Genomic DNA, 13,854 nt, shown 5'->3' with positions numbered 1-13,854 from the left:
TCCGCCTTGCGGTAGTAGGGTGCGTCAGACTGCATAAATCTTGTAAATAAACAGATTATTAATATCTGACGCACCCTACAACACTTGGAGGTAATACCAATTTTATATGAGACTGCACAGAATCATAGAATCCATTAATTCATCCGGCTTTATCTGCGTTTATCTGCGTTTAGGGACTTCCAAGAAATAAATTATCCTGATTAACGAACCACAGAGGCGCAGAGGACACAGAGGAATAAGGGTTTGAGAGATTTTTGCGTTAGGTGGTTGAGTATTTTTTTATTTGGAAGTCCCTTATCTGCGGTCAATGATTCTGGAAATATTATTCTACGCAGCTTCATCTTAATTTAGCGTTACTCTAATGCCGAGTGGACAAAACCAAGATAAAATTTAGAATACACCAAAATCCCCTTCATGACTATGCCAACAACAGTTAATTCCGAATCTCACGCAATGGAAGTTGCCAAGCAAGGTTTACCAGTTACCATTATTACAGGTTTTCTTGGTAGCGGTAAGACCACTTTACTCAACCATATTCTCACAAATCAGCAAGGTGTAAAAACTGCGGTTTTAGTGAATGAATTTGGCGAAATTGGTATTGATAATGAATTGGTTATTTCCACTGACGAAAATATGGTTGAATTAAGTAATGGCTGTATTTGTTGCACCATTAATAATGACTTAGTTGATGCTGTTTACAAAGTTTTAGAAAGAGAAGAAAAGCTAGATTATCTAGTTGTAGAAACAACAGGTTTAGCAGATCCTTTACCTGTGGCTATGACATTTCTAGGTTCAGAATTACGAGATTTAACTCGGTTAGATTCTATTATTACTGTAGTTGATGCAGCAAATTATAGCTTAGATTTATTCAATTCTGAAGCTGCTTTGAGTCAAATTACTTATGGTGATGTGATTATTCTCAATAAAACTGATTTGGTTGATGAACCAACTTTACAGGATTTAGAGAAAAAAATTAACAATATCAAAGAAGGTTCCAGAATTATTCGCACAACAAAATCCCAAGTTCCCCTTCCTTTGATTCTGAGTGTCGGGTTGTTTGAATCTGATAAATATTTTGATAACCACGCAGAAGAACATCATGATCATGATCACCATGATCATGCTGATTGTGGACACGAAAATCACGACGATCATGATCATTCTACCTGTGGACATGACCACCATGATCATGAACATCATCACCATTCTGACCATTTAGAAAATGATGGTTTTCTCTCTATTTCTTTCCAAAGTGATAAACCTTTTTCAATTAAAAAGTTTCAACATTTTCTAGATAACCAATTATCCACAAATGTCTTCCGTGCTAAGGGGATTATGTGGTTTGATGAAAGTCCGCAACGGCATATTTTCCATCTTTGCGGTAAACGCTTTACTATTGATGATGATCAATGGAAAGGTGAAAAGAAAAATCAATTAGTGTTAATTGGTCAAAATCTAGATACCGAAACCTTACTCCAGCAGTTAGAAAACTGTATTTGTCTTCCTTCGGTAACTAGAGGTAAGGGATTTGGCAAGTAGTAATTAGTTGTTTTCTGATCATATCTAGACCCCCAACCATTGGTGTCAACTTAAGCTCAAATCCCTACCACATCTCGTTCCTAGTCTCTGACTAGGAATGCAGTTGATGAGGCTCTGCCTCTAATATTATTGAAGGCAGAGCCTTCTATAAGCATCAAGGACTGTAAATAAAGATTGACTTCCACAGATAAAAAGTCACTAAACTGATTATGACTTTTGACAAAATCAGGCTGTTCTTGTCCTTCGCAATATGAGTAAGTTGGTGGGTTATCACCTTCTGAAAGTCTGAAAAAGCTGAACTGATATCCCTGGTGCATGAAAAATACAAAAGCATCCTCTGGTAAAGCTTGAGGAAAATCATTTTCTACTAAAAGTTGTTTAGCCCATTCTTGAATTTGTGGCAAATGCTGATAAAAGCAATCTGAACCACGTAAAAACTTACCTGCCCCATGCCCCATCATTTTTAGAAAGTCTTTGTAAGTGCTGGGCAGCTTAATACCTCGTTGTCGTTCAAGTTGAATTATTTCTAAATCCGAACAGGGGGAAAGAGGATTGTCATTAAAAATAAGATTAAGTCGTGCGGGTAAATTGCAAATTGACATTTCTACCGACTCCTTTATAAGGGAAATGCCGAAAACCCTTGAAGATGTAGCTTCCTAAGTCAGCTACATCTGTGCTTTAGACAAGGGATGAAGGCTAGAGGCTTTCCTTTATCCTGCATTGACATTAATTTAAAAATTTGAAATTATTTCAAATTTTAATTCATATTCGTGATACAATTAAATCGTCAGCAAAGACATTAAAAACCTACCGGGGGACTCTCGGAAAGTTACGCTTGTCAGTTCGGCTTCGCTCACCGCAAGCAGAGATGATTCTGCCAGTAATGGCAAACAGGATCAGGGCAAGAACCCAAATATTTAAGGCAGTGCCTGAAGCTGGGATAACTGAGAGATATAGACTGAAACTCTCTATAGAATCCCCGCGTTTTTAGACCGGGGAGTGTCAAATATTTTTCGGCGATTGCCTCTAATAAGTAGTGAGACAGAACTAATTACACAATGTCATTGCGTAAGCGTTGCGTGGCGTTAGCCATATGGAACGAAGTGAAATGAAGCAATCGCAAGGGTTGTGATTGCTTCGCTTCGCTCGCAATGACTGTAAATATTTTTGTTCAATTACTTACTCTAGCAATAGCAACATTTCGGGCTGGTGCTGGCACGTTACAAATTTTGCGAATTTCTGCGACGCGCTCTAACCAATCCATCTTTTTTTAATTTTATACTATCGTGGATTAAAAAGGGGCATTTCAAATAAATACCCCATTAATATTGTCTAAAATTCCAACTTACTACAACACCTTAGAGGTTGTTTGAAAACTTTTTCGTGTAGGATCTGACACCCGCAGATGCCCCTAAATCCCCCTTAAAAAGGGGGACTTTGAGGAATTTAGCCCCCCTTTGTAAGGGGGGTTGGGGGGATCTCGATTAATTCTGATACTTTTCAAACATCCTCTTAAACTAATTTTGATTTTGGTTTTGGTTTTAGTTCTAGTGTTGGTTTTAGTTCTAGTTTTGGTTCTGGCGTTAGTTCTAGGATTGCTTCGGGTTCTGGTAAACCATAGATAGAACGATAAAGCTTATCGTACTCTTTAGCGGATTGATACCAACTGAAGTTTGCACTCATCCCCCGTTTTTGTAATTCTTGCCATTGGGGTTTGAAACGGAAACCTTCCCAAGCGCGAATCATGCAGGTGAATAAGTCCAGAGGTTCATAGCGGTCAAAGCAATAACCTGTACCCACTTCATTGACTGGATCAAAGTGGCTGACGGTATCAACTAATCCCCCTGTACGACGGACAATGGGAACAGAACCGTAACGCAAAGCCATCATTTGGCTGATGCCGCAGGGTTCAAATCGGCTAGGCATTAAAAAGGCATCTGTACCTGCGTAAATGCGACGGGAAAGGGCATCATTATACAGGAGATAGGTAGCCATGCGTCCAGGATAACGGGATGCGAGTTGCCACATTTGGGTTTCATAATAGCGATCGCCTGTTCCCAAAAGGACAAACTGAGCATCTGTATAAGCCATGAAGCGGTCAAGGATTTGTAATACTAAATCCATCCCTTTCTGTTCTACCAACCTTGTCACCATGCCGATTAAAAAGACATTAGAATTAACTTCTAAACCTACTTCTTCTTGCAGGGCTATTTTGTTAGCTTTGCGTTTATCTAAAGTATCTATGGTAAAGGGTTGAGCAATGTATTTATCATTGGCTGGATCATAAATATCGGTATCTATGCCGTTGATTATCCCTGATAATTTGCCACTAACAAAAGATAATAACCCTTCTATTTGTTCACCATAGGCAGGTGTTTTGATTTGTTCGGCATAGGTGGGAGACACTGTATTTACTTTATTGGCAAACTGGACAGCGGCTGCCATTGTATTGTGTCCTTGCATATACCAGGGACACCAGGTAATTTTCTCTAAATACCACCGCCAAGGACCCTGATAAGCGAGGTTGTGAATGGTGAATACAGTAGTAATATCTGGAGATTGATTCAACCAAACTGGTAACATTCCTGTGTGCCAATCATGACAATGGACAATTTCCGGTTTCCAGTAATTCCAGCAAAATTCCGCCGCACCATTGGAAAATAAGGTAAATCTCCAATCTTCATCTTCTCCACCATAAACCCGCCGAGGCAGAAAAGCTGGATGTTCAAATAAATACAGAGGAACATCAGTACCGGGCAGTACACCTTCGTAAACCGCAAACTCCTGGAACATGGCTAAACCTTTCCAAATGGGTTCTTTGGGAACTGTCATTTTGTCAGGAACAAAGCCATAGTAAGGCATAAAAATCCGCACATCATGACCCATTGCTCTCAAAACTTTGGGTAATGCGCCGACAACATCCCCCATGCCGCCAACTTTGGCAATGGGAGCAGCTTCTGCCGCTACAAATAAAATTTTCATGGTAATTGGTAATTGGTAATTGGTAATTGGTAATTGGTAATTGGTGATTGGTAATTGGTAATTGGTAATTGGTAATTGGTAATTAAACTCTCTTCTCTTGGCTGTCACCTGTCACCTGTCACCTGTCACCTGTCACCTGTCACCTGTAACCTATCACCTTATGATCCTCGTTGAATCTCGGTAAAGATTTTTTCTAGGATTTCTGTAGCGCCTTTTTCTCTGAGAATGCCAGCTAGTTGTGCGCCTAATTTTTCAGCATCAGCAGCCGCACCGGTGACGGTATCTTTAACTATTTGTTGACCATCAACACTGGCAACCAGACCTTTTAATGTTAATTGATCACCATTAATTTCTGTATTTACACCAATGGGAACTTGACAACCGCCTTCTAAAACTCGTAGAAATGATCTTTCTGCTAGACAGCGATCGCGTGTTTGCTGGTGTTCAATAGCTTTCAGTAAGCCAATTACCTCAGTGTCATCTGCACGGCATTCTATCCCTAAAGCACCTTGTCCAACAGCATGGAGGGAGATTTCGGGGGTAAGAATTTGATGGATGCGATCGCTCATTTCCAATCTTTCTAAACCAGCAACCGCTAAAATTAAAGCATCATACTCACCAGCATCCAATTTATCCATGCGTGTGATCAAATTTCCCCGCACATCCTTAAACGTAAAATGAGGAAACTTATGGCGTAACTGTGCCAATCTTCGCAAAGAAGAAGTCCCAATTACCGCACCCGCTGGTAAAGTCTCCAGTTTTTCGCCTTGATACTTTTTATGCAGCACCACCGCATCTGCGGGGTTTTCCCGTTCTGTAATTGCTGCTAGGGTCAACCCTTCTGGTAAATTAGTCGGTAGATCCTTGAGAGAATGCACAGCAAAATCAATATCTTTATTGATCATGCCCAATTCCAGTTCCTTAGTAAATAGTCCTTTATCGCCAATTTTAGCCAAGGCTACATCCAGGATTTTGTCCCCTTGGGTAGACATGGTATGGACTTCAAAAGTAATATCGGGAAAGCTTTTCTGGAGTTCCGCTTGTACCCAGTATGTTTGAACTAAAGCTAGTTGGCTTTTACGTGAACCAATACGAATAGTGCGTGCAGAACTAGAAACTGAAGTCATAAAACTATTTGTCAAACCAGGCGATAAATTAACATTTATCTAGACTACCGCAGGGAGTGACTTACTGGATTAAATCGGGATAATTCTGTGAAGATTTTCTGTGCCAGTAACTTTACATTTATTTACAATTCTTGAAATAGATCCCCGACTTCTCAAAGAAGTCGGGGATCTGGAAATTATGGAAATTAAAATATAATGAAATTCGTAAAACGATTATTGGATCTTTGCTGGAAATTTACTTTCAAGAAAAACGCATTCGCTATTTTCCCCTTGGTTCTACAACCTTCCGTAAACAAGCGAAAAGAGGAGGAGTAGAACCAGATGAATCCTACTGTCTAGGCATAGAAAAAGAAGTTCCTGATTTTGCCATTGAAGTTGTAGTCACCAGTGGGGGAATTGATAAATTAGAAGTTTACAAAAGATTAGGTGTAACGGAAGTTTGGTTTTTTCAAAACAATCAATTTGCCGTTTATCATCTGCGCGGTGAAAATTATGAATTGGTTAAAAAAAGTGAATTATTGCCAAACTTAGATTTGTCAATTTCGGCGCAATACGTAGTAGCAGATGAACCTCTAGATGCCGCCATAGCCTTTCGGGAGAAAATCAAAGAAATGGTAAATTAGATTATTCCTGGGCCTCTACCTCGCTTATCAAAATTCTCTGTTAATAGACCTGTTTTATCTTCATTTACTTCTCGCAATTCCTGTATCCGTTCGGCTTTTTCTTGTTCTGCTACCTCCCGCGCATCACCAGGAACTTCATAATACATTTCCGGTTCAACTGGATAATTATTCAACAACCCTTCTTTGTCCACAGTATAACCGTCCGTTGTCCGAATACTGTAAACATTGGTTTGGTCATCAGTAGACACACTGGCAAGATCCTCTTCAGTTGGCAGGTGTTTATAACTTGCTCCCTCTCTTTTCATTCGTGCTGCTGTTTCTGCGGGGATTATGCCCCGATCATAGGTATCTGCGCTAATCTTTTCATTCATAAAACCTCGCGGTAAGTGGGAAAATCAGCGTCTTTAGGGCTGGGTTACTGACACAATCAGCCTTTTTTCAGCATTACACAAACCAGATTAGAATTTTCTAACAAATAAACCTACTGTCTTTGGGAATAATTGCCAAAAATATTTTGATAAAAATTATCTATCTATAGATAGATTTTACATAGTCAAATCCAAAATAAAAATGTAGGCTAGTCTATAGCTAACCTACATTTTAATATCCCCAAAAAAAATCTGGCGTTGGTGAATGAAAGTATGAATTAGTCTCACGCAAAGGCGCAAAGGCGCAAAGATTAAGAGTTTCAGAAAGGGAATTTTTGATTTTCATACCTCAATTCAGCAATACCAAAAATCTTTATCCTAGAGATTGTTGTTTGAAGGTGTTAAATTTCTGAGCTAATTCTTGCCGAGTCTCATATTTGAGGAGATAACGGAAACTAAACCAGATAGAATAAAACAAGCCAATCAACTCTAAAATCGGTTGTAGCAACGGTAAATCATTAACAGCATCTAGTAATGCGATCGCTACCTTAACTGTGACAAAAGCTGATAAAATTAAGGCTACAGTGATTAAACCCTGTTTATTGTTGTTAAAAAAACTGCCTAAATCATCTGGCAGTCGGTTTAAAAATTCAACAATTTTTCTAATAATTTGTTGCCATTGAGATGCAGATTCCTTAGCAGCAGGTAATTCTGGTAAACTTTGTGGTGGAGAATAATTTCCCTGTTCTGGTTGCTGTGCTTGAGTTTCCATCATAGTTATCCTTTAGGAATTACAACATTTTTGAAAAATGAATTAACGTGATTAAAATATAGCAGGTTAGAGGCTAAATTCCAATTATTAAAAAACAAATTTATTTGATACTAAATTAAGATGAAGCTGGCTAGAATAAGATGTTAAGAATAATTGACCGCAGATAAACGCAGATAAACGCGGATAAATACGGATGATTATGATTTTGTGCAGCTTCACATAAAATTGCTATCACCTGCCTTTAATTTATGAATATTTTCCTCCCAATTTGCACCATCAAAAGGTAAAATTTCAAAATTTCTCAGCACATTTCCATCTAAACACCGCACATTAACATCAATACAATCAGGGTGACTACGGGGAATATAAAAGGAATGAATTCCACAAACTCCGCAAAACTTATGTTGTGCGACTCCTGTATTAAATTTGTAAGTTTTTAAAACATCTTCCCCTTGTAGCAAAGTAAACTGGTTTTGGTCAACAATCAAATGTAAAAATCCTTTTTTGGAACAAATTGAACAATTACAATCATCAACTTTGTGACTATTAACTACTACCCGAAACCGCACCGCACCACAGTGACAACCACCTTCATAAGTAACAGATTGATCTTTACTTAACATTAAGTTTCTCCAGTTGATTAACGCGAATTGTGAGGTTGATGTATCAAATATTTTTTACCCCTCCCTAACCCTCCCCGATGCTTTGGGGAGGGAACTAATTTTCATCTCGTTCCCAGTCTCTGACTGGGAATGAATTCTAGAAGGCTCTGCCTTCAATGATATTAGAGGCAGAGCCTCATCAACTGCATTCCTAGTCAGAGACTCCCCCACTCCCCCTACTCCCCCCACTCCCCCCACTCCCCCCACTCCCCCTACTCCCCTACTCCCCCCACTCCCCCACTCCCCCACTCCCCCACTCCCTACCCTGGTTGCCACATATACCTTTCCTGTCCTTGGGAATTATAGATGAATACAGGAAGTTGGGCATTTTGACTAATGGCTTTGAGAGCATCTTTCAAGCTTTGGAAATGACTTTGTATTTGTGGATTATTGGCTTGAAATAATCGGTCATACTCAGGAGTTAAGCGGACACTAATTTTCTGATTCTCAATACTAAAAGTACAAATTCTAATCGTATTTGTACAAGTGCTTTTGAGTTCAACACGGGTTTGAGTTAAATCACCATAGATTTGGAATTGTTCTTGTGCCTGTTTCAGAGATGCTGCATAGGTTTCAATCAGGGGTTTAGCTTGATTGAAATAGAAAGTATCTTGACCCACCTGTTTAGCACTTTCTACAGCCTGTTCCCAAGACTTAACCGCACTTTGCCATTGATTTTGATTACCATAGCTTTTGGCTTGACTAGCGGCTTTAATAGCTTGTTGATAGGATGTGGCTGCTAATTGTTCTTTTTCGGCGCGATCGCGGGCTACAATAATTTTTGGTTGGTATTCTGCCAACAGCTTGCGGGCATCCTCAGATCCTAAACTACCTATAGGAATAATTTTGAGGGTACTAATTGCTGTCTGGAAATCAGATTCTACCTTTTGCCATTCAGGAGCAGATTTAGCCGTGATTTGACGTTTAGTAGCGGCTTCTGCGAGAGTTGTGGCATTGGCGATTTTCTGTAACCAGGTTTCTTCTTTGAGCAACTGATCATTAACACTTTTTAAAGTATTTTGATAACTTGGTAAATTAGTTTTTACCAATCCATAGAGTTCATTACTAGGCTTAATTATCTCTAATGAAGTGATTGCCTGTCTCCACAACTTTTGTCTATTACGTAACTCATCTAAACTCTTAGCAGGGGGTTGAGTTGCTTTTTGGGCTGAAGATGCCATTTGTAAGGCTTTTAGCACCTGGTTGATTTTCGTTGACTGTTCAGAAAAACTATTAACTAATAGCTGAGAGTCTTGATAACGGGGAGACCACTGAGGAATATTTTGCAAATCGGCAACTACCCCATCTAGTTGTTGTTGCACTGTTAATAAGTCTCTTTCTGATTTGGTACGTTTGATCTGTTGCTGATACTCATTTTTAAATTGCTGGGCTGTTTGCAATTCTTTACATTCAGAAATTACACAACCACGATGGAGAACGAAAATACCACCACCGGAAAGAATAGCAATTACTACAGCCGTACCAATTATAACCAGTAAGGGAGGAAGTGATAATGATAACTGTCTTTTTTTGGGTTGATCGGGAATATTCGCAAAGGGATCAAAATTTTCTTCAATATCCTCCATTGTCTCAGATTCATCCGCAGATAAATTTGAGTCTGGCAGTGAATAGTCTGAAAAAGATTCTGCGGAATTAGAGAAAAATGAATCAGCAATGGGTTCTTGTTCCGTTTCTGTAAATGGAGGTGATGGTGTTTGCAGATCAGAATTGAGGAAGAGAGTGTCTCTCTCATGTCCTATTTCCACCGTTTCCCTATCTGCATCTCCACTAGGGATCTGAAAACCATATTCAGTTTCCCTATCTGCATCTCCACTAGGGATCTGAAAACCATATTCAGTTTCCCTATCTGTATCTTCACTGGGTATCTGAAAATCTAGGAAGTGTTGAGTATAGGGGCGCTTTTCTCCAGAAATTCTCAAGAAAAATCTTACCCGTTGGGTTTGGTAGCTAAATTGCCATTGTAGTGCTTGTTCTAACACCTCAAAAACTTGCTGTGTATTAACAGTGACCTCAGCAGGGTGTTGAGTTAAAATCATCAATTCATCATTTTGGACAGCGCATTTTACCTGGAAATCTTTACTATCAAGCACTTGGGCAACTAATCTTTCTTGTAAGATATCGCCTAAAACTTTGAGATCGTCTTGTTGAACTGTTGCTTTCATAAAGCGTTACCGCCACTCTTTCTATATAGTTTTGATTATCGAAGGTATTGGGGATGGGATGCAAATCCTAGTTTTACATCTTATACAATCAGTTTCTAGCAGAAGGTTAAATTTGTCACGAAGAACACAGTCTAGGGTATTGATTTAGACTTCTATTTTTTTATACAGCTAGATTATAAATTAGACAATCCAATGTCAAAATAAATTTTCAGTTAAGCAAAACCAAATTCTATAATTTTCGGTATTGGGTAAAATATCGGATAGCATCAGAGAAAGCGCGTCAGACTTGTTAATACAAGGTGTGTCTCAATGGATTTATTAGAGTACCAAGTTAAAGAATGGTTTGGTAAAATTGGGATTCCTGTTTTACCATCTCAAAGAATAGACCATCCTACAGATTTAAAACGGTTAAAAATTCGTTACCCGATTGTGCTGAAATCTCAGGTGCAAGCGGGGGAAAGGGAAAAGGCAGGTGGAGTCAGGATTGTAGAAACCACAATTGATGCGATCGCTACAGCACAGAATATATTTAATCTACCAATTTGGGGGCAACTGCCAGAAGTTTTATTGGCAGAATCAAAATATGATGCCCAGGAAGAATTTTATCTAGCTGTAGTTTTAGATACTGCGCTGTGTCGTCCCGTTTTATTGGGTTGCACAGAAGCAAATATTGACTGGGAGACAGCGGGAGAAAAAATTCAGCACGTTGTGGTGCAACAGGAATTTTCTCCATTTTATGCTAGACGACTGGCTTTAAAAATGGGCTTACAGGGGGCGTTGATGCAGACTGTGAGTGATATTGTGGAGAAACTGTACCAGTTATTTGTCCAAAAGGATTTGGACTTGGTGGAGATTCATCCCCTGGGTGTGAATTCTGCGGGTCAAGTGATGGCTCTTAATGGTAAGGTCAGTGTTAATAAACAGGCTATTAACCGTCATCCTGAAATAGCCGATATGGCTGCCAAAATGGTTGGTCTTCTTCATGGTAATAAAAAAAATAACGGTTTGGTGAGTAGGTGGGATGGGATAGAAATGCAGGGTAAAATCTGCATAATAGGCAATGGTAAAGGTTCTGTTTTAACAACATTGGATGAGGTTGTTAATGCTCATGGTCATCCTGGTAAATGTGTCAATTTGCGCCATACTTTCATGAGTGATACAACACAGACTACTTTTAGCGATCGCCTGATTAGTAGTTTGACAAATTTGGTAAATGATCAGAATACTCAAGTTATTTTAGTCAACTTTTTGGGGACTATTCCGCAAGTTGACCAACTCCCAGAAATTATTAGCCAATTTCTCCATTCAGACAGAAGCCAAATCACATCTGGGGTGTCACCCGCCAATGGGAATAAAAGTCAGCAACCATTGAATTTACCCTGGTTAATCCTCCGTTTAGCTGGTTCGGAATTCAATCATGTCAGAGAAGAGTTAGCCGCACGGAAAACCTCCGATCAATTACTAATAGTTGTAGAAAATTTAGATGAAGCCGTCAAGGAAGCAGTTCGTTTAGCAAAGACTCCGGTAGTAAAAAAAAGGTAAGAGGCAGGAGTCCATATTTTTACCAATTACCAATTACCAATTACCAATTACCAATTACTACTGACAACTGACAAACTATGAACCTAACACCAGAAAGTAAAGTTTTAATTCAGGGATTTTGTGAATTTATTTCCGCAACCCATATTGCTCAAATGCAAGCTTATGGCACAAATTTAGTAGCTGGTGTCAAGCCTGGTTATGGTGGACAAAAAATATATAATCTACCAGTATTTGATTTAGTAGAGGAGGTTGTTGCCAAATTTGGACAGATTGACACCACAATTATTTGTGTTCAACCTTATCAAGTTTTGGATGCAGCATTAGAAGCGATCGCCTCTAATATCCCCCAAATTATCATTACTACCGCTGGCGTTCCACCACTGGACATGGTACAACTTCTTCGCAAAACAGAAGCTTGTGAGACTTTGATTATTGGACCTAATAGTCCAGGAATCATCGTTCCGGGGAAAATTCTCCTGGGTATTCAACCTAGCGAATTTTATATTCCTGGTTCTGTGGGTATTGTTAGTCGTAGTAGTACCCTCACCTACGAAGTCGCCTGGGAATTAACAAAAGCGGGTTTAGGACAATCAATTAGTGTCAGTATTGGTAGTGATGCTATTGTTGGCTCTTCATTCCTCCAATGGTTACAAATTCTCGATGAAGACGACACCACAGAAGCGATTGTTTTAATCGGACAACCTGGTGGGGGAAGCGAAGAAGCAGCAGCACAATATATTACAGAAGCAATTGACAAACCTGTAATTGCCTATATTGCCGGTAGACACGCACCACCAGCGCGAAATTGGCAACAAACAGGGACTTTAGCAACTGTAATTGGACGTTCTGCAACTTTTGGTACAGTAGAAAGTAAATTGGCTGCTTTTGAAGCCGCAAAAATTCCCGTTGCTAACAGTCCCGTTCAAATTCCTGAACTACTCAAAAAAATTATGAAATCTTAGTTCTCACAAAAAAACCGTCAACGCTATCTCCTGACGGTCTAACAGCTTACAAGTAGTCCGACAAAATAAATTTCATATTGAGGAGAGGGAACAGGAAAGCAACATAGAGATTTCTGGTAGTTTTTCACTCTCCCCCCACTTTCGAGAGTTTGCAGGGTATGTACAAGTAGGGATATGCGTGATATAGTAATGCAAAAAAATTACTTACTCCGCACGGTACTAGAAGTACAACCAGCAGCTTTAAATTGTTGAGAAATTTGATTTTTTTCTGATGCTTCAAATATATTTTCAAGTAATCCACTTAGTGATTCAACAGGTCTGGGACTACGTAAAGGAATCTCACTATTATTGCTGACAAATCTGCCATTTTTGAGCAATGCTGATCCTAAATAATAATTTCCTTCTTTGAATAGCACTTCTCCAATATTGGTTTTTATAACTCCATTAGAGAAAACACCAGTAGTTAAACGACCAGAACCTTCAGCTGTTTCAACAACACAAACACGACCCTTACTATTTGATGGATAGATATGACTAATATTTTCGTATCCCACCCACAAACCAAAGAAAGGTGCTAATTCTGGTTCTGTCTTTGACCAAGCACGTACAAAGGATTCTCTTGTGTTCTTTTCTACTTGAGTACGGCTATCTTGAAGATGTCCAGTGCCTACAGTATTGTTTTTAGTTAATCTAATAATATGTTGCTGAAGTTCTTGACGTAATTTTCTTAGTTCTGTATTTGTGGGCTGTCGAGTCTGGGCTAATACTGATAATTCATTAGCAGTCAAAGTTATTACTCCCGGTTCGCCCATTTTTTAGGGAGTTAGGAAAAATGTGCAGATAAAAGTATAATCAGAGACAGGTTATACAAAATAAGCTAAGTAAGTATATGTTCGACGTTATGGCAACTGAATCCATAATTACAAACGAACGAGTAGATGACATACCCGTACTACTCACACAGATAGAACGGATGGGTGTACAAAAGCTAATAGATAAAAACTTCCCCACCCATGGAAATTGGCGAGGACAAAGCTTGGGGAATGTAGCAGTGATCTGGTTAACACATATCTTATCGCAAGCAGACCACCGTT

General features: G+C 39.2%; 12 protein-coding genes and 2 pseudogenes. 5 read left to right on the top strand and 9 right to left on the bottom strand.

All coding sequences use genetic code 11. From position 1 onward, the window contains the following. Window positions 1–420 precede the first annotated feature (420 nt). Entirely contained in the window at window positions 421–1,539 is a 1,119-nt protein-coding gene (locus AN486_RS15650; protein WP_027404496.1) for a GTP-binding protein, read from the top strand. A gap of 80 nt (window positions 1,540–1,619) precedes the next feature. On the opposite strand, the gene AN486_RS15645 is transcribed toward AN486_RS15650, so the two are convergent. The 4 genes from AN486_RS15645 to hemC form a co-directional block, all read right to left on the bottom strand. Then, entirely contained in the window at window positions 1,620–2,141 is a 522-nt protein-coding gene (locus AN486_RS15645) for an SMI1/KNR4 family protein (protein WP_081424294.1), read from the bottom strand. 910 nt (window positions 2,142–3,051) lie between these two features. Next, window positions 3,052–4,521, bottom strand: a complete 1,470-nt coding sequence (gene glgA / locus AN486_RS15640; RefSeq protein WP_290601465.1) for a glycogen synthase GlgA — start codon at window positions 4,519–4,521, stop codon at window positions 3,052–3,054. Further along, the gene (locus AN486_RS26695; RefSeq protein WP_335337452.1) at window positions 4,518–4,604 is read right to left on the bottom strand and encodes a hypothetical protein; all 87 of its coding nucleotides are present in this window, start codon (window positions 4,602–4,604) and stop codon (window positions 4,518–4,520) included. Before AN486_RS26695 ends, glgA begins: the two co-directional genes overlap by 4 nt. Window positions 4,605–4,679: 75 nt before the next feature. After that, window positions 4,680–5,648, bottom strand: a complete 969-nt coding sequence (gene hemC, locus AN486_RS15635) for a hydroxymethylbilane synthase (RefSeq protein WP_053540525.1) — start codon at window positions 5,646–5,648, stop codon at window positions 4,680–4,682. Between the two features lie 194 nt (window positions 5,649–5,842). Between hemC and AN486_RS15630 the strand changes: the two are divergent. Beyond that, window positions 5,843–6,271: pseudogene (locus AN486_RS15630) on the top strand (Uma2 family endonuclease); the annotation flags it as partial. Here AN486_RS15630 and AN486_RS15625 read toward each other — a convergent pair. From AN486_RS15625 to AN486_RS15610, 4 genes are all read right to left on the bottom strand, one after another. Further along, on the bottom strand, window positions 6,268–6,642 hold the full coding sequence (locus tag AN486_RS15625) for a hypothetical protein (protein ID WP_053540524.1): 375 nt from the start codon (window positions 6,640–6,642) through the stop codon (window positions 6,268–6,270). The pseudogene AN486_RS15630 and the gene AN486_RS15625 sit on opposite strands and share 4 nt — an antisense overlap. Window positions 6,643–7,012: 370 nt before the next feature. Then, window positions 7,013–7,414, bottom strand: a complete 402-nt coding sequence (locus AN486_RS15620; RefSeq protein WP_234413237.1) for a CAAD domain-containing protein — start codon at window positions 7,412–7,414, stop codon at window positions 7,013–7,015. Between the two features lie 212 nt (window positions 7,415–7,626). After that, window positions 7,627–8,034 (bottom strand): GFA family protein, encoded by a 408-nt coding sequence (locus tag AN486_RS15615; protein ID WP_053540522.1) that lies wholly within the window; start codon window positions 8,032–8,034, stop codon window positions 7,627–7,629. A gap of 299 nt (window positions 8,035–8,333) precedes the next feature. Next, window positions 8,334–10,256: a hypothetical protein gene (locus AN486_RS15610; RefSeq protein WP_290601446.1), complete on the bottom strand. Its 1,923-nt coding sequence runs from the start codon at window positions 10,254–10,256 to the stop codon at window positions 8,334–8,336. Window positions 10,257–10,565: 309 nt separating this feature from the next. Here AN486_RS15610 and AN486_RS15605 point away from each other — a divergent pair, with 309 nt between their 5' ends. Further along, window positions 10,566–11,798, top strand: coding sequence for an ATP-grasp domain-containing protein (locus AN486_RS15605; protein WP_190382772.1), 1,233 nt, complete (start codon window positions 10,566–10,568; stop codon window positions 11,796–11,798). A 77-nt stretch (window positions 11,799–11,875) separates the two neighbouring features. Beyond that, window positions 11,876–12,760, top strand: a complete 885-nt coding sequence (locus AN486_RS15600; protein ID WP_168634751.1) for a CoA-binding protein — start codon at window positions 11,876–11,878, stop codon at window positions 12,758–12,760. Window positions 12,761–12,960: 200 nt separating this feature from the next. Here AN486_RS15600 and AN486_RS15595 read toward each other — a convergent pair whose 3' ends face one another. Further along, entirely contained in the window at window positions 12,961–13,548 is a 588-nt protein-coding gene (locus AN486_RS15595) for a hypothetical protein (protein ID WP_290601444.1), read from the bottom strand. A 101-nt stretch (window positions 13,549–13,649) separates the two neighbouring features. Here AN486_RS15595 and AN486_RS15590 point away from each other — a divergent pair. Continuing rightward, window positions 13,650–13,854 (top strand): annotated as a pseudogene (locus AN486_RS15590) (hypothetical protein); the annotation flags it as partial.

The organism is Anabaena sp. AL93 (assembly GCF_001672085.1).
GTDB classification, from domain to species: Bacteria; Cyanobacteriota; Cyanobacteriia; order Cyanobacteriales; family Nostocaceae; genus Dolichospermum; species Dolichospermum heterosporum.
Note: the sequence above shows the minus strand (reverse complement) of the source record. Positions and strands in the feature narration are given on the sequence as shown.

Bases quoted from the DNA above. Each gene is read 5' to 3' on its own strand.
- AN486_RS15615 (WP_053540522.1), bottom strand. From the start codon at position 8,034: ATGTTAAGTAAAGATCAATCTGTTACTTATGAAGGTGGTTGTCACTGT.
- AN486_RS15605 (WP_190382772.1), top strand. From the start codon at position 10,566: ATGGATTTATTAGAGTACCAAGTTAAAGAATGGTTTGGTAAAATTGGG.
- AN486_RS15645 (WP_081424294.1), bottom strand. From the start codon at position 2,141: ATGTCAATTTGCAATTTACCCGCACGACTTAATCTTATTTTTAATGAC.
- glgA (WP_290601465.1), bottom strand. From the start codon at position 4,521: ATGAAAATTTTATTTGTAGCGGCAGAAGCTGCTCCCATTGCCAAAGTT.
- hemC (WP_053540525.1), bottom strand. From the start codon at position 5,648: ATGACTTCAGTTTCTAGTTCTGCACGCACTATTCGTATTGGTTCACGT.
- AN486_RS15650 (WP_027404496.1), top strand. From the start codon at position 421: ATGCCAACAACAGTTAATTCCGAATCTCACGCAATGGAAGTTGCCAAG.
- AN486_RS15610 (WP_290601446.1), bottom strand. From the start codon at position 10,256: ATGAAAGCAACAGTTCAACAAGACGATCTCAAAGTTTTAGGCGATATC.
- AN486_RS15620 (WP_234413237.1), bottom strand. From the start codon at position 7,414: ATGATGGAAACTCAAGCACAGCAACCAGAACAGGGAAATTATTCTCCA.
- AN486_RS15625 (WP_053540524.1), bottom strand. From the start codon at position 6,642: ATGAATGAAAAGATTAGCGCAGATACCTATGATCGGGGCATAATCCCC.
- AN486_RS15600 (WP_168634751.1), top strand. From the start codon at position 11,876: ATGAACCTAACACCAGAAAGTAAAGTTTTAATTCAGGGATTTTGTGAA.